Here is a 15,958-nt window from a genome sequence, read left to right as displayed (position 1 = left end):
CGCCAAGTCGAGGGGCGGCCAAAGCGGAGCGTCGCAAATGCTTTGGAAAAGCAACCGCTTGCGACAGCGTCCGGGACTCCGGGCGTTCAGGCCGACGCGGCATTTCCGCCGGACAGATAAGGGGAGGGGCAACCCTTGTCAATGTAAGCCAAAGGGGCGCGGGCGGCGCGGGCGCCTCACGGCGCCTCGTTGATCGCCCGGAACGGCTTCGGCATCCGCCCGCTCTTGAGCAAGCGCGAGAAGATCTGCAATCCGCCCGGCTCGTTGCCGTTGGGATGCACCAGCACGATGGAGCCGGCGCGCGGCGGCGGGCCGAGTGCGAGCCAGCTGTCCGCCCCGAGCGCCACGAGATGGCGCGACTCGAGCCTCTCCAGCAGGGCGCTGTCCGAGACGAGGCCGGGGAAGCGGAAGAAGACGGAGGGCGTCTCGCCATGGCTGATGAGAAGCTTCTCGGTCTCGAAAATCTCGGCGTCGAGGTCCACGCCGGGGCGCAGCAGATAGTTTTGCGCATCCGCGCGCCCGCGCACGTAAGGGTGCGTATAGGAATGGTTGGCCCAGGCGATATCGAGCGCGCCGGAGCGGCGCTTGTCCTGAAGCCAGGCGAAATCCGCGGCGTGATGGGCGATCCAGCCGCCGGAGACGGCGAGCGTGATCGGCGTCCCCGGCCCCTGCGCCGCCACCTCCTCGATGAAGGCGCGGTCGAGCGGCTTCTGGCTCGGGCAGAGGTCGCCCGTCACATAGGAGCCCGCGCCTTGCCCGTGAACGTGCCCGGCGTTGACCAGCGTCGGCGGCCGGTCAGGGTCGGCCGGCGGGCGCACGGCCTTCATGAAGCGCGTTTCGGCTTGGTCCGCGTCGCTCGTCTCGACGCAGCGCCAGCAGGCGGCGGGTTCGAGCGCGGTGGCGAGGCTTTGCGGATCGACTGTCAGCAGCAGCGCGTCGCCGTCGATCCGCATCCGGCGGGTGGCGAGCCGCGTCGCCTCGCCTCTTGCGCAGCTCTCGAAGACCGGCGTGTATTCCGTAATCTGCGCGCCCGACGAGACGGCCGCCGGCCCGCACGTCTCCTCCCCGCGCGCCGTTGCGGCGGCCGCGAGCGAGGCGCAAAATAGGAGCAGGAGCGAAGCGGGTTTCACGGTCGCGATGTGTAGCAGAAACTCTGCCATGGAAAAGCCGGGCCTCGAGATGGAGGCTGTGGAATCAGCCGAGGTCGCCGCCCGCCTCGGGGCGGAGATCGCGGCGCGCTACGGCCCGCGCGAGGAGGCGCCTCTCTCCCTCGTCATGCGCGACGGGGCTGGCGCGCTCGTCGCCGGGCTCAACGGGCTTACCCATTGGCGCTGGCTTTATATAAGGCATCTGTGGGTCGCGCCCGCTCGCCGGCGCGAGGGTCTGGCGTCGCGGCTGATCGAAGCGGCCGAGCGCGCCGCTTGCGACCGCGGCGCCATCGGGGCCTATATCGACACCTTCGACTTGCGCGTCGCCGCCTTCTATCTGCGGCGCGGCTTCTCGCAGGTGGGGGAAATCGCCGATTTTCCGCCGGGCGGCCAGCGGATTTTCCTGAGCAAGCGGCTGGCGCCTCAGGGAGACGCCGGGGAGGGGTAGATGCCCGAGACGATGTCCGCCATGGTGCTGCGGGAACCCGGAACGCCGCTCGCGATGGAGGAGCGCCCGCTTCCTGCGCCCGGCGCCGGCGAGCTGCTGCTGCGCATCGAGGCCTGCGGCGTCTGCCGAACCGATCTTCACGTCGTCGACGGCGAGCTGACGCGGCCGAAGCTTCCGATCATCCCCGGCCACGAGATCGTCGGCCGGGTCGCGGCGGTCGGGCCGGGCGTGACGGGCGTTGCGCTCGGGAGCCGCGTCGGCGTGCCCTGGCTCGGCCACGCCTGCGGCCATTGCCCCTATTGCGCCAGCGCGCGCGAAAATCTCTGCGACGATCCGCTCTTCACCGGCTACACGCGCGACGGCGGCTACGCCACGCATACGCTCGCTGACGCGTCCTTCAGTTTTCCGCTGCCCGAGGGGGCCGACGCCGCGACGCTGGCGCCGCTGCTCTGCGCGGGGCTCATCGGCTGGCGCTCGCTCAAGATGGCGGGCCCGGCGCAGGCGATCGGCATTTACGGCTTCGGCGCGGCGGCGCATATCATCGCGCAGGTGGCGATCCTTCAGGGCAAGCGCGTGCACGCCTTCGTGCGGCCCGGCGACGATGCGGCGGCCGCCTTCGCCTTGTCGCTCGGCGCGGCGAGCGCGCAATCGTCGAACGCGCCCGCGCCGGAGCCGCTCGACGCCGTGCTGATCTTCGCTCCCGTCGGCGCGCTGGTCCCGCAGGCGCTCGCGGCCGTGAAGAAGGGCGGCGCCGTCGTCTGCGGCGGCATCCATATGAGCGACATACCGGCCTTCCCCTATGCGCTGCTGTGGGAGGAGCGCCGGCTCCTCTCCGTCGCCAATCTCACCCGCGAGGACGCCCGCGAATTCCTCGCCCTCGCGCCGACCCTGCCGCTCGAGATGCACGCCGTCCCCTATCCGCTGGCGCAGGCGAACGAAGCCCTGAGCGATCTGCGCGACGGGCGCCTGCAAGGCGCGGCGGTGCTCGTGCCGTGAGCCCTCTCCCCCGCTGGCGGGGGAGGAGGTCACGCGCGGCGTAACGAAGCCGGTAGAGAGGCGGAAAGCGCCGCCGCCACTTCGCAAACTTCGCCGGCCGCCTCGATCCGCCGCCAGCCGATTTCGCCCGTCTCCTTTTTGATCTGCGCCTCCAGCACCTCAGCCGTCGCGTCCGACACGTCGCCGATGCGGCGCTCGACGCGGGCGAGGCGGTGTCCAAGGTCGACATCGAGCCAGAAGCCGAAGAAGGGAACGCCGGCCGTTCGCGCCACCGCCTCGATCGCCGCGCGGTCCTGCGGCCGGTCGAAGACCGCGTCGACGACGACCGGCCATCCGGCCGCCGCGACGCGCGCGGCGCTCGCGAACATGTCCGAATAGACTTTCGCGGAGACGGCGCTTTCATAGGCCGCCGCCGGCAACCGCTCGGCGGGGGCGGCTTCGAACAATCGCTTGCGGATGCGGTCGCTGTTGAAAATGCGCGCGCCCGGCGCGGGCATGAGGGTCGGCGCCAGCGCCGCTGCGACGCTCGATTTGCCGGAGCCGCTGAAGCCACCGATGGCGACGACCGCGCCGGCGCTCGGACGCAGCAGGGCGCGCGACGACAGGAAAAAGGCGCGCGCCGTCTCGCCATGGCCCTGCGCGGCCTCGACATGGGCGCGGATCGTCGCGCGCAGCGACATGAAGACGGGCAGGAGCGGCAGCCCGTCGTCCTCTTCCTCCCGCCGCGCGTCGAGATAGCGGTTGAAGGCGACATTGGCGAGGGCGGGAAGGCCCATGCGGCAAAGATCCATCAGCAGGAAGGCGATGTCGTAGAGAACGTCGATCGTTGAAATATCGTCGGAGAATTCGATGCAGTCGAAGGGCGTGGGTTCGCCCTCGAAGAGGCAGATGTTGCGCAGATTGAGATCGCCGTGGCAGGGCCGCACAAGACCCGCGCGCCGCCGCGCGTCGATCAGCGCGCCCGTCTCGGCCAGCGCGCCGCGCAAGCGGGAAAGATGCGCGTCGGTTTCCTCGCCGTCGCCCGCGGGCGCCTGCCGCAGGCTTTCGGCCATGCTGTCGATGATGCGCGCGATCGCCTCCGCGCCGCCGCGGCTTCTGTCGGGCGGCGCCGCGTCATGGGACTGCGCCACGCGCCTTGCGAGGCGTTCGATCAGCGCCGGCGTTAGCCGGCTCCGGCGGGCCATGTCCTCGAAGAGCGCGTCGTCGGCGAAGCGGCGCATATCCACGACGGCGTCGACGAAGGCGCCGGCGCCGTCGAGCGCGAGCGCGCCGTCGGCTTCCCGCGTTACGCGGCGCGCACCGAGATAAAGCGCGGCCGAAAAGCGCCGGTTGAGCGCAACCTCTCGCGCGCACATGTCGAGCCGCCGCGCCGGCGTCGAAAAATCGAGGTAGGGCAGACGCACGGCGCGCTTGAGCTTGTAGACGCGCGTCGCGCCGAGCATCACGACCGAGATATGCGTCACGATGATGCGTGTCGCGCCGAGGCTATTTGCGAGAAACTCGACGGTCTCCTGTTGCGGACCGAGATCAGTCATCGTCGAACTGCCGGAAAAAGGCCGTCTTGGCGAGATGCGCGAGGATGGCGTAGCCGAGCAGGAAAAGACCGACCGCCGGCCAATAGGATGCGGGCAGGGGCGTGAAGCCGAAGATCGGCGCGAAGGACGAGAAGGGAAGAACGGCGCCGACAAGACAGACGACGATCGTCGTCGTGATCAGCGCCGCGCTCGCGCGGCTCTCGATGAAGGGGAGCTTGCGCGTGCGGATGATGTGGATGATGAGCGTCTGGGTGAAGAGCGACTCGACGAACCAGCCTGTCTGAAAGAGCTGCGGCTTGTCCCAGGCGTTGAAGGCGACGAGCATCAGGATGAAGGTCGCATAGTCGAAGATCGAGCTCACCGGCCCGAGATAGAGCATGAATTTCGCGATGCCGCCAATGTCCCATTTGCGGGGATGGGCGAGAAACTCTTCATCCACATTGTCCGTCGGGATCGCCGTCTGTGAAAAATCATAGAGCAGGCTGTTCGTCAAAATCTGGATCGGCGTCATCGGCAGAAAGGGCAGGAAGACGCTCGCGCCGAGCACGCTGAACATGTTGCCGAAGTTGGAGCTTGCGCCCATGCGCACATATTTGAGGATATTGGCGAAGACCTTGCGGCCTTCCAGCACGCCGTCGTTCAGCACCGAGAGGCTCTTTTCGAGCAAGATAATGTCGGCGGATTCGCGCGCGATGTCGACCGCCGTATCGACCGAGATGCCGACATCCCCCGCTTTCAGCGCGGGGCCGTCATTGATGCCGTCGCCCAGATAGCCGACGACATGGCCGTTGCCGCGCAGCGCCGCGACGACGCGCGCCTTTTGCGGCGGCGACAGCTTGGCGAAGACCGTGACGGCGGAGACGCAGCGGGCGAGCGCCGCGTCGTCCATGGCGTCGATATCGGCGCCGAGCAGAAGCGCATCGATGTCGAGGCCCACGTCCCGGCAGACCTTGCGCGTGACGATGTCATTGTCGCCGGTCAGGATCTTCACGGCGACACCGCCCTTGCGCAGATCGGCGATGGCGCGCGCCGCGCTTTCCTTGGGCGGATCGAGGAAGGCGATATAGCCGAGCAGGATGAGGTCCTGCTCGTCGGCCGCCGTATAGACGTGCTGCGGCGACACCGTCCGATAGGCGACGGCGATCACGCGGAAGCCGTCGGCGTTGAGTTCGGCCGTCTCGCGCTGGGCGCTTTCGAGATGGGAGGCGTCGAGCGCGCCGCTCGTTTGCGCGGTCTCGAAGCGGGTAGAGACGGCGAAGATTTCCTCGACGGCGCCCTTGCAGATCAGCAGGTGTTCGCCATCTTCGCTCTCGACCACGACGGAGAGCCGGCGCCTCTCGAAGTCGAAGGGGATTTCGTCGATTTTCCTGAAACTTCTGTGGGGCTCGAGCCGCGCCTCGATCTCGGCGTGCTGGAGAACGGCGACATCGAGGAGGTTGCGCAATCCCGACTGAAAATGGCTGTTGAGATAGGCGAACTCCAGCACGCGGTCGAAGTCCTCGCCATAGATGTCGAGATGGCGCTTGAGGATGATGCGGTCCTGCGTGAGCGTGCCCGTCTTGTCGGTGCAGAGCACGTCCATGGCGCCGAAATTCTGGATGGCGACGAGGCGCTTGACGATGACCTTCTCGCGCGAGAGCGCCATGGCGCCCTTGGCGAGATTGACGGTGACGATCATCGGCAGCATTTCCGGCGTGAGGCCCACCGCGACGGAGATGGCGAAGAGAAAGGCCGCCAGCCAGTCGCCCTTGAAATAGCCGTTAATGAAGAACACGGCCGGCGCCATCACCGCCATGAAGCTGATCATCAGAAGCGTGAATTTCTTCACGCTCTCGTCGAAGGCGGTGGAATCCTCTTCCTCGCCGATCCTGTCGGCGATCTCGCCGAAGGCGGTGTGCGCGCCGGTGACGACGACGACGGCCTCGCCATAGCCGCTCACCACATTGGAGCCCATGAAAGCGAGGCAGGGCGCCTCGAACGGCTCATGCGTCGGCGCGGCGGCGGCGAATTTCTCGACGGGCATGGACTCGCCGGTGAGCGTCGATTGATTGACGAAGAGATCCTTGGCGACGATCAGCCGCACGTCGGCGGGGATCATGTCGCCGGCGGTGAGGCGCACGATGTCGCCGGGGACGAGCGCCTCGAGCGAGGTTTCGACGAAGGGATCGTCTCCCGCGCCGGGGCGCCGCACGGAAGCGTGGGTCCGCACCATGGCGCGCAGCTTCGCGGCCGCCGCGTTGGAGCGATGCTCCTGCACGAAGGCCAGAAGCACGCTGAGCACGACCATGGCGGAAATGACGATCGCCGCGCGCCGGTCGCTGAGCGCGAAGGAGGCGGCGGCGAGCGTCAGCAGCAAGCCGTTCAGCGGATTGAAGACATGCCGGGCGAGTTCGCGCAGCGCGCCGCCGCCGGCTTCGCGCGCGACTTCGTTCGGGCCGACGCGCCTGAGGCGACGCGCCGCTTCCTCCTGTGCGAGGCCGTCGCGCGACGCGTCGAGCGCCTGAAGCAGCGCGCCGGGATCGGCGGCGGCGGCCCGCAAAAGCGTCGCGCGCGTGGCGCTGTCTTCGTGGGGGAGGAAATTCATTGCGCTCCTTTCGGGCGGCGAACTGTCAGGTTCACGTTCGCGTAACCTGCGCGTTCTAGGATAGAGGCGTCGTTTTCACGGGAAAAGTCCAGCAGCGCGGTGACCGCACGCCTCGTCGTCATCAATGACCATGCGTATATCAACGGCGGCGCGGCCAAGGTCGCCATCGACAGCGCGATCGGTTTCGCGCGCCGCGGCGTCCGCGTCGATTTTTTCGCCGCGGTGGGGCCGGTCGAGCCGGGACTGATCGAGGCGGGGGTGGACATCACCCTGCTCGCCCAGTCCGACGTTCTTTCCGCCTCGTCTCTGACGCGCTTCGGCGCGCAGTGGCTGTGGAATGTGACGGCGGCGCGGCGGCTTTCCGCGCTGCTTGCCGGTTGCGACCCGGAGCAAACGATCGTCCATCTGCATGGCTGGGCCAAGGCGCTGTCTCCTGCGATCGGCCCCGCGCTCATGCGCGCGCGCCTGCCTGTCGTCGAGACGCTGCACGAATATTATCTCGCCTGCCCCAATGGCGGCTTCTACGATCACGGCGCGGGGCGCGATTGCGGACGCATGGCGATGTCGCCGCGCTGCGTGCTGCACAATTGCGACTCGCGGGGCTACCCGCGCAAGGTGATGCGCGTCGGGCGTCATGCGCTCATGCGCCATGCGAGCGGCCTCACGAGCCTCGCGCGCCATGTCGTCACGCTTTCGAAATTGCAGCGCGCGGCGATGGCGCCCTATCTGCCGGGCGCGGTTTTCCACGAGATTTCCAATCCGATCGACGTCGCCGATCCCGGCCCGCCCGACGGCGCGGGCGCGACGGACTTCCTCTTCGTCGGGCGCCTGTCGGCGGAGAAGGGGCCGCGTTATTTCGGCGAGGCCGCGCGGCTCGCCGGGGTGACGCCGGTCTTTGTCGGCGACGGGCCGGAGCGCGCCGCGCTGGAGAAGGAATTTCCGCAAGCGCGCTTTCTTGGCTGGCTCCCGCCCGCCGGCGTGCGCGACGCGCTGCGACGCGCGCGGGCGCTGGTCTTTCCCTCTGTCTGGTACGAAGGCCAGCCGCTCACGATCCATGAGGCGCTGGCGCAGGGCGTCCCCGTGATCGTGAGCGATCTCTGCGCCGGGCGCGAGACGGTCGCCGACGGCGAGACGGGCTTCTGGTTCGACTGCGGCGACGCGCGGTCGCTCGCCGCGCGCATCGAGTTGCTGAAGGATGATGAATTGGCGCGGCGCCTGTCGCTCGCCGCCCATGCGCGCTACTGGGCCGAACCGCTTACGCTCGACCGCCATCTCGACGCGATCGCGGCGGTCCATGCGGCCGCGCGCGCCGACTGGGACGCCCTGCAATGAGAATCGTCGTCGTCATTGCGACGGCGGGCCGCCCTGCCATCGCCGGCCAGGCGCTCGCGCGGCTCTCGCGGCTCCGGCGCCCGCCGAGCGATCTTCTCGTCGTCGGCGCCGCGCCCGAGGATGCGCCAGAGGCGCTCGGCCCAGCGCGCTATGTCGTCGCGCCAAAAAGAGGCCTCGCCGCCCAGCGAAATCAGGCGCTCGACCTCATCGGCGCCGAAGCCGACATCGTCGTTTTCGTCGATGACGATTACGCGCCGGCGCCCGGATTCGTCGAGGGCGTCGAGCGCCTGTTTGCGACGCATCCGGATATCGTCGCAGCCTCCGGCCATCTCATCGCCGACGGGATCAACCGGGGCGGCCTCACCTTCGAACAGGCGGACGCCCTGATCGCCTGTTACCGCCCCGCGACTCCCTGGCTGAAAGACTCCTCGGGAACCTATGGCTGCAACATGGCCTTTCGGCTCAACGCGGCGCCGCATCTGCGGTTCGATGAAAATCTGCCGCTCTACGGCTGGCTGGAGGATACGGATTTTTCCGCGCGGTATGCCGCCTTCGGGCGCGTCGTGCGGACCAATCATTTCGCGGGCGTGCATCTCGGCGCGCGGACGGGGCGCCTGTCGGGGGTGCGGCTCGGCTATTCGCAGATCGCCAATCCGCTCTATCTCTGGCGCAAGGGGACGGCGTCGGCGCGTTTCGCGCTCCTGACAGCCTTGCGCAACATGCTCGCCAATCTTGTGCGGTCGCTGCGTCCCGAGGCGCATATCGATCGGCGCGGCCGCCTGCGCGGCAATCTTTTGGCGCTCTCGGACATGCTGAACGCAAGATGCGCGCCGGTGCGCATTCTCGATCTTTAGGCCGAGCGTTTCACCATGGCGCGAAAGCCCGCGATGTCGAAGGCGAAAGCCAGCGCGCCGTAGAGGCCTGCGCCCGCGACGAGCTGAAGGGCGAGCGTCGATGCGCCGGGCGGCAGGGCGCGCAGCGGCAGCCCAGCGGCGAGCATGACGCCGGTCGCGGCGAGGGCGCCGAGAATGTCGCGCGCGCGGGGCCACATGGGCTCGAGGACAAAGAGCATGGCGACAAGGACGGCGAGCCCGCTCATGCTCGAAACCGACTGCGCCACAGCAAAGCGCGCGGCGCCGGGCGAGGCTGGCAGGAGGGCGAGGGCGAGAAAATTCGCGAAGACGGCGACGAGCGCTGCGATGACGAGCGGCCGGAGCCGCTGCGCGAGCTGGAAAGCCGTGTTGACGCCGTAATTCACCATGCCAAAAGCGAAGAGCGCGGGCGCCGTCAGCGTGAAATACGCCGCGAAGGCGCCCTGAAAGGCGCGCGGCGCGAACAGCGCCTCGAAGCTCGGGAGAATGAGCCAGGCGCCCGCGACGGCAGGCAGCAGAAGGGCGAAGACCGCGCCGAGATTATCCGCGATCTGCGCGCGCGCCGCCCCGGCGCCGTCGGTTCTTTCCCTGTGCACGGCGATCTGGAACAGGATCGCGTCGATCGCCGAGCCCACGGCGCCGACGATCCGGACGCCGGTCTCGAAGGCGAGGGACAGGAGGCCCACCTCCGCGAAACCGCCGGAATGTGCGAGCAGCGCGCGGTTGGCGAGGGGCACGCTCTGATAGAGTGCGGCGGCGAGGATGATGGGAAGGCCATAGGCGAGAAGACGCGCGAGCAGAACGCGCTCGGCCTTGTGAAGGCTGGCGCCGGGATCGATCAGATGGCGCCGGCTCGCGGCGAGGGCCGCGAGAACGGAGATCATCATGCCGACGAGCGCCGCCTTTGCCGAGCCGAAGAGAAAGGCGCCGCCGACCGTCGCGAGAAGCGCGAGGCCGTTCTTGGCGATCACGAGCCGTCCATAGGCGGCTGTGTGAAAACGCGCCCGCAGCAGGGCCGCCGCAAAGTCGAAAAGCGCGTTGGTCAGCGAAACGCCCACGGCGAGCGCCGCGAGACCGGGGTCGAGCGGCAGGCGGGGTCGAAAGAATGCGATGGCGAGCGCGAGGAGGATCGCGAAGGCGGCGAGCGCCGCGAAGGACGCGTCGAGCGTTGCGCGGATTTCCGGCCGTTCGTCGCGGTCGCGCGCGGAATAGAAGCGCGTCGCGGCGAGGCGCAGCCAGTCGAAGAGGAGCGTCTGCAAGACGATCGCGACGGCGAGCGCCAGCATGAAACGGCCATATTCGGAAGGCCCCAGCGCCTTCGCCACCATGAGGCCAATGGCGAAGTTCAGCAGGCTGTTGAGGAGAAAGGGCGTCGCCATTCCCCATGACCCGCCGCGTCCGGCTGCATGCGGCCCAAGGCTCAAAGCTGGAATCTCAGGCCGGCCGAATAGACGTTCGCGGTATAGTCGGCGTTCGGATAGGAACTGTCGAGCATCTCGCGCATATAGCCGCCACGAAGCGAGACGCTTCTCGTGATCTTGTATTCGAGCCGCACGCCGACGCCGCCGCCGCGTTCCTGCACATCCGTCCCCTGATAATTATTGGTGAAATAATCGCCGGTGAGGGTGACGTTGAGATTGCGCAGGAGGTCATGCGACAAAGTCGCCGTCAGCGAGCGACTGAGCGCGCCGCTGGCGCCGGCCAGCGTCGTTTCGTTCAGGCTCGTCGCGCCGCGCAGCGTCACGGTGGTCAAAGCGGACGGCGTATAGATCAGCGCCGCGTCGATGACCGGGCCGCGCAGCGGCGTCAGGCGCGGGTCGGCATAATCGCGCCGCCCATAGCCGCCCGAAATCTCGCCTCTGACCAATGCTGTGAGATTGACGTCGGCCCCCGCGCGCAGCACATAGCCTTTGCTGTCACGATAGAAGCCGTTGAAGTCGGTGGGCGCATCGTGAATGCGCCGGTCGAGCGTTGCTTCGACGAAGGGCTCGGCGTCGGGCGTCGCCTCATAGGAGACGCGCAGCAAGCCGCCGAAGTCGTTGTAGCTCGAGCGCGCTAGTTCGAGAGTGGAGCCGTCCGAATAGCGCCCGTTCTCGTACCAGACGCGGTCGAAGAGGCCACGCAGCGAGACATTGAAGCGCCCAAACTTCTGCCGAGGTCCGGCCTGCGCGCCAACGCCCAGCACGACCGGACGGTTGACGACGTAAACGCTCGGCAGGCCGGAGGCGAGCGCGGGCGCGCCGGGGCGCATGGTGTCAAGCGACAGACGGCCGCGCAGATCGAGGGCGGCGTCGCGCGTCACGTCGAGGCGCGCCGCCGCCTGGCCCGTCGCGTCGGGGCGGCTCGCTTCGGCGTAATCGACATATTCCGAATAGCCGCCCCGCAGTTCGCCTTCGAGACTGTGGCGGTCCCAGCCGGATTTGACCCTCACGCCGCCTTCGCCCCGGAAAAAGGCGGAGGGGCGCGGGTTGAATTCCGGGGCGAGGCGATTGGGATTGTCGTCGTAGCCTCCGCTGGCCTGGACATAGGGGAAAAGCAGCGTCGAGCCGACCGCGACGCCAAGCGGATCGAAAGGATTCTGCTCTGCCTTTGGCTTGGGCCTCTGCTTCGGCGTCGGCGTCACGGCGACCGTCGGCGGCGGCGTGACGGCGGGCGGCGTCGCGTTCGGGCGCAGGCGCAGGTTTTGGCGCGCGACATAAGACGTCCGGTAGGACTCGAGCGGCGGCAGCGGGGTCTTCGGCGCGAAGGGCGGCGGATAGGGCGCGCGGGGCGCGGGATAGGGCGCAGGGTAGCCCTTGGGGCGCCGCGCCGGCGCCGCATCGGCGCTGGCGGCGAACCTCGGCCCGCCGTCCTCCAGGGATCCGCGCAGGGGCGGCGCGGGCTCCGCCGGGATCGACACGTCGTCGCCCGGATCTTGGGCTGGTGCGACGGGCGCGAGGGTCGACAGGGGGGCGTCTGAACGGGATTGCGCACCGGCCGGCGCGGGGGCGAGCGCCAGCAGCGCCGCGCAAAGCGCGGCGGAGGCAATGCGGCTCCGCGGTGTTTCAGACGGCACGTCGTCCCTCGCCAAGGCGCGCGCGGAAGCGCAGGCGCGGCCTTAGCAGTAGGGAGGCATGGTTAACGCAAGCTTACGGGCGGGCTCACTCCGGGCGCACTCCGGCCTCACTCCATGCCGAGCGCGGAGAGATAGAGGCCGAGAATCTCTTCCTCCTCCTGCCGCTTGTGCTTGTCCAGGCGGCGCAGTGAAACGATCTTGCGCATCACTTTCGGGTCGAAGCCCGTGCCCTTGGCCTCGGCGTAGACATCCTTGATGTCGTCCGCGATGGCGCGTTTCTCCTCCTCGAGCTTCTCGATTCGCTCGATGAAGGCGAGCAGATGGCCGCCGTCGACGCCGTTGGTGTCCATGTCACTTTCCCGATGAAGGTTGCGCCGGAGCCGACCTCCGCCGGCTGGGTCGCGGCGAGGGTTGCGACAGCTTCGTGACCGCGTCAAGGCGCGCGCCCGCCTAATCCCCATAATCCCGAGGCGGCGGCGGCCTTGAAAGCCGCGCCGGCGCGTCCGACATTGGGGCGGCGGCGGGCGCCCCGCAATGGGCCGGGACCCCGCCCGGAGCAAGGAACATGACCGGCGATTTTCGTGGGAATTACCCCCATTCCCCCCCGCAGACTCAGGCCCCCTACATCCCGGCGGCGGCGCTCGAAGGCGTGCGCACGCGCCGCGTCATGGCGGTTGGCCTGGATCTCATCCTGGTGTCGGGCCTCTCCGTGGCGATCTTCCTCGCCCTCTTCATTCTGAGCTTCGGCATGTCGGCCCTGCTGCTGCCGCCGCTCTTTCCCATCGTGGCCTTCTTCTACAACGGCCTCACCGTGTCGGGCTGGCGCATGGCGACGCCCGGCATGGCCTTCATGGATCTCGAGATGCGCACCATGCAGGGCGCGCCCGTTCCGTTCCTTCAGGCGGCGGTCCATGCGGTGCTGTTCTATGTGACGTGGATGTTCCCGCCGCTGTTCCTGCTGTCGCTGGTGACGCGCGACAAGCGCTGTCTGCACGACATGCTAGCGGACGTCGTCGTGCTTCGCCGCTCCGCATAAAAAGAGACATTGGCGGGCCGACGGTCGCCGCCCTATTCTCGAAAGAGCAAGAGAGCGAACGAGTCGAGCGTGACCAGAGAACCTCGCGATGCGCCGCAATTCTACCTGACCTCGCCTGCGCCTTGCCCCTATCTGCCGGGCCGGGCGGAGCGCAAGGTGTTCACGCATCTCATCGGCCTGCGGGCGCCCGCGCTCAACGACTCCCTGACCCAGGCGGGCTTCCGACGCTCCCAGACGATCGCCTACCGCCCGGCCTGCGAGCATTGTCGGGCTTGCGTCTCCGTCAGGGTCAAGATCGTGGAGTTTTCGCCCTCGAGGGGCCTGCGCCGCGTGCTGCGCCGGAACGCCGACATCGTGGCCGAGGCGCGGCCGGCGCGCGCCACGCCGGAGCAATATGCGCTGTTTCGGCGCTATGTCGGCGTGCGCCACGCCGACGGCGGAATGGCCGACATGAGCATGGTCGATTACCAGATGATGATCGAGGACAGCCATGTGGAGACGCGGCTCGTCGAATACCGCCTGCGGGCGGATGCGAACGGCGCCGGCCGCCTCGTCGCCTGCTGCCTCACCGACCGGCTCGCCGACGGCCTGTCCATGGTCTATTCCTTCTATGAGCCCGAGTTTGTCGAGCGATCGCTCGGCGCCTTCATGATCCTCGACCACATGCGCCGCGCCAGGGCCGCCGGCCTGCCGCACCTCTATCTCGGCTATTGGGTCGAGGGCTCGCGCAAGATGGATTACAAGGCGCGCTTCCTGCCCCAGGAGCGGCTCGGCCCCGAGGGCTGGATACGCATCGGGTGAGGCGGGTCATTCTTTGATAACCATGCGCCGAAAGGTTCCGACAAGGTAACTTTTTTGCAAGCGCCGGCGGGCGATTATGCTCCTCGAAGAGGCTCGCCATGCTGTTTTTCTCGATTGCTTTCGCCGTGATCGGCGTCGCGGGGGCGGTTTTGCTGAACGCGCGGCGCCGCCTTCTGGCGCTCGATGCGCGCTGCGTCGACGCAGCGGCCGACGTCGAGGCCGCCTCCTTGCGCCTGCATTCCCTCTTTCCCGCGCTCGTCGGCCTGATGCGCGCCTTCGCGCCGCAGGAGCGCGTGGCGATCGACGCCGTCGCCACCGCCTATGCCGGCGCGCGCCGGGCGCATTCGCCGCAAGCCCGGCTCTTCGGCGAGACGCGTCTGGCCGATGGGGTTCACGCGCTTCTGGGCCGGGCGCAAGGCGTCCCGCAAATCCAGACCCTCGATGACTTTCGGGAGCTTCGCATCCGCATGGACGAAGCCGAGCGCCAGCTCGCCGCCGCGCGGCGCGGCCTCAAGGCGGCGACCGACGCCTATAATGAGGCGCTCTGCCAGTTTCCGGAGAGCCTGTTCGCCGTTCGGCTGCGGCTCGCGCCGCGCCCGTTCTACGACATCGGGGAGGAGCAGCCCGACGGGGAAGGCTCCGGCCCGACGGGGTGACGGCCGAGGCCAGGTTTTGCGACGCCACAAAATCGCCCGGTGTTATCGCTTTGTTAAGTTTAAAAGCGGTGATTTGCAGAAAACCGCATTCGACGTCTCGGCGCGGCCGCGTCCCCGGGACGTTTTTTCTCTAACGCCGTCGTGAAAGACGGCGGCGACTGGAGCGACTGGTGCAGAAAATAGCGATTCTCCCGCTTTCCCTTTTCCTCGCGCTCGGCTCGGCGCTTCCCGCGCGGGCGGAGACCGGCCAGGCCGAATGGGCTCAGCGTTACGACGCCGACGCGCGCCTGACCGTGTCGCGCTCGACGACGCCCATCCTCTCCGAACAGACTGTCGCGGCGACTGAAGCCGCCATCGAGCGTTACCGCCAGATCGTCGAGTCGGGCGGCTGGCCGACGGTGCCGAATCAGACGCTGCGGCTCGGCTCCAACAACGGCGCCGTGTCGGCGCTGCGCCGCCGTCTCATCGTCTCCGGCGACATCGGGTCCGAGACCGGCACGAGCCCGATTTTCGACTCCTATGTCGAGGCGGCGGTGCGCCGCTTTCAGGCCCGCCACGGCGTCATCGAGACCGGCGTCGTCAATCAGCAGACGCTCGCCGCGCTGAACGTTCCAGCCGAGACCCGCCTGCGCCAGCTCGAGACCAATCTGGTGCGGCTGCGCAGCTTCTCGCGCGACCTCGGCGCCCGCTACGTCACCGCCAATATCCCGGCGGCGCAGGTCGAGACGGTCGAGAACGGACAGGTGGTCACGCACCACATCGCCGGCGTCGGCAAGATCGACCGCCAGTCGCCGGTGATGCAGACCAAGGCCTATCAGGTCAATTTCAATCCCTTCTGGACCGTGCCCGCCTCGGTGATCCGCAAGGATCTCATCCCCAAGATGCAGGCGGATCCCAATTATCTGCACGACAACCACATCCGCGTTTACAACAAGGAAGGCCAGGAGCTTCAGCCCGAGCAGATCAACTGGCGCTCGCTCGACGCGATGAACTACAAGTTCCGCCAGGACATTGGCGGCGACTTCAACTCCCTCGGCGTGGTGCGCATCGACATCGCCAACCCTTATGGCGTCTATATGCACGACACGCCGGCCAAGGGCGTCTTCGGCGACGACTTCCGCTTCGTCTCCTCGGGCTGCATTCGCCTCCAGAACGTGCGCGACTATGTGGCCTTTCTGCTGCGCGAGACGCCGGGCTGGGACCGCGACGCGATCGACCGCGCGATTGCCTCGGGCGAGCGTATCGACGTGAAGATCCAGCCGGCCGTCCCGGTCTATTGGGTCTATGTGACCGCCTGGGGCACGCCCGACGGGATCACCCAGTTCCGCGAAGACATCTATCAGCGCGACGGGCTGAATTCTGCGCGCGCAGAGCCGCCGGATTATTCCCAGGCGCCGGCGCCCGTCACGCAGCAGGCCGCCGCGCCGCGTGCGACGCGCGAGCCGCTCCTCCCGCGCGACGACGAGAATTAACGGGCGACCAACGGCCGGGACCT

Annotated in this window: 14 protein-coding genes; 8 read left to right on the top strand and 6 right to left on the bottom strand. The window is 68.1% G+C overall.

Features of this window, described 5'->3' with window-relative positions; genetic code table 11:
• Window positions 1-176: 176 nt before the first annotated feature.
• Window positions 177-1,160 (bottom strand): polysaccharide deacetylase family protein, encoded by a 984-nt coding sequence (locus WOC76_RS17380; protein ID WP_341105068.1) that lies wholly within the window; start codon window positions 1,158-1,160, stop codon window positions 177-179.
• On the opposite strand from WOC76_RS17380, the gene WOC76_RS17375 reads away from it, so the two are divergent.
• Together WOC76_RS17375 and WOC76_RS17370 are read left to right on the top strand one after the other, a co-directional pair.
• Complete coding sequence (locus WOC76_RS17375; protein ID WP_341105070.1) at window positions 1,159-1,596, top strand: GNAT family N-acetyltransferase; 438 nt, start codon at window positions 1,159-1,161, stop codon at window positions 1,594-1,596. The genes WOC76_RS17380 and WOC76_RS17375 overlap by 2 nt on opposite strands.
• Window positions 1,597-1,608: 12 nt before the next feature.
• Window positions 1,609-2,592 (top strand): zinc-dependent alcohol dehydrogenase family protein, encoded by a 984-nt coding sequence (locus WOC76_RS17370; RefSeq protein ID WP_341108731.1) that lies wholly within the window; start codon window positions 1,609-1,611, stop codon window positions 2,590-2,592.
• Between the two features lie 29 nt (window positions 2,593-2,621).
• Here the strand turns inward: WOC76_RS17370 and WOC76_RS17365 are convergent, their stop codons facing one another.
• Window positions 2,622-4,127: a bifunctional aminoglycoside phosphotransferase/ATP-binding protein gene (locus WOC76_RS17365; protein WP_341105071.1), complete on the bottom strand. Its 1,506-nt coding sequence runs from the start codon at window positions 4,125-4,127 to the stop codon at window positions 2,622-2,624.
• Entirely contained in the window at window positions 4,120-6,711 is a 2,592-nt protein-coding gene (mgtA, locus tag WOC76_RS17360; RefSeq protein WP_341389162.1) for a magnesium-translocating P-type ATPase, read from the bottom strand. Before mgtA ends, WOC76_RS17365 begins: the two co-directional genes overlap by 8 nt.
• Before the next feature lie 99 nt (window positions 6,712-6,810).
• Between mgtA and WOC76_RS17355 the strand changes: the two genes are divergently transcribed.
• A complete protein-coding gene (locus tag WOC76_RS17355; RefSeq protein WP_341105072.1) occupies window positions 6,811-8,043 on the top strand; it encodes a glycosyltransferase family 4 protein in 1,233 nt (410 codons plus the stop codon).
• Window positions 8,040-8,897, top strand: coding sequence for a glycosyltransferase family 2 protein (locus tag WOC76_RS17350; RefSeq protein ID WP_341105074.1), 858 nt, complete (start codon window positions 8,040-8,042; stop codon window positions 8,895-8,897). The genes WOC76_RS17355 and WOC76_RS17350 overlap by 4 nt, the downstream gene beginning before the upstream one ends.
• Here WOC76_RS17350 and WOC76_RS17345 read toward each other — a convergent pair.
• From WOC76_RS17345 to WOC76_RS17335, 3 genes are all read right to left on the bottom strand, one after another.
• On the bottom strand, window positions 8,894-10,294 hold the full coding sequence (locus tag WOC76_RS17345; protein WP_341105076.1) for a lipopolysaccharide biosynthesis protein: 1,401 nt from the start codon (window positions 10,292-10,294) through the stop codon (window positions 8,894-8,896). The genes WOC76_RS17350 and WOC76_RS17345 overlap by 4 nt on opposite strands.
• 41 nt (window positions 10,295-10,335) lie before the next feature.
• A complete protein-coding gene (locus WOC76_RS17340; RefSeq protein ID WP_341105077.1) occupies window positions 10,336-11,970 on the bottom strand; it encodes an outer membrane beta-barrel protein in 1,635 nt (544 codons plus the stop codon).
• A gap of 107 nt (window positions 11,971-12,077) precedes the next feature.
• Window positions 12,078-12,320, bottom strand: a complete 243-nt coding sequence (locus WOC76_RS17335) for a DUF2312 domain-containing protein (RefSeq protein ID WP_341389161.1) — start codon at window positions 12,318-12,320, stop codon at window positions 12,078-12,080.
• A 215-nt stretch (window positions 12,321-12,535) separates the two neighbouring features.
• On the opposite strand from WOC76_RS17335, the gene WOC76_RS17330 reads away from it, so the two are divergent.
• From WOC76_RS17330 to WOC76_RS17315, 4 genes are all read left to right on the top strand, one after another.
• Window positions 12,536-13,006, top strand: coding sequence for an RDD family protein (locus tag WOC76_RS17330; protein WP_341431516.1), 471 nt, complete (start codon window positions 12,536-12,538; stop codon window positions 13,004-13,006).
• A 69-nt stretch (window positions 13,007-13,075) separates the two neighbouring features.
• The gene (locus tag WOC76_RS17325; protein WP_341431515.1) at window positions 13,076-13,807 is read left to right on the top strand and encodes an arginyltransferase; all 732 of its coding nucleotides are present in this window, start codon (window positions 13,076-13,078) and stop codon (window positions 13,805-13,807) included.
• 98 nt (window positions 13,808-13,905) lie between these two features.
• Window positions 13,906-14,463, top strand: coding sequence for a LemA family protein (locus WOC76_RS17320; protein ID WP_341105080.1), 558 nt, complete (start codon window positions 13,906-13,908; stop codon window positions 14,461-14,463).
• 179 nt (window positions 14,464-14,642) lie between these two features.
• Window positions 14,643-15,935, top strand: a complete 1,293-nt coding sequence (locus tag WOC76_RS17315) for a L,D-transpeptidase family protein (protein WP_445730668.1) — start codon at window positions 14,643-14,645, stop codon at window positions 15,933-15,935.
• Window positions 15,936-15,958: the final 23 nt, after the last annotated feature.

The sequence above is a fragment of the Methylocystis sp. IM3 genome (assembly GCF_038070105.1).
Classification (GTDB): Bacteria; Pseudomonadota; Alphaproteobacteria; order Rhizobiales; family Beijerinckiaceae; genus Methylocystis.
Note: the sequence above shows the minus strand (reverse complement) of the source record. Positions and strands in the feature narration are given on the sequence as shown.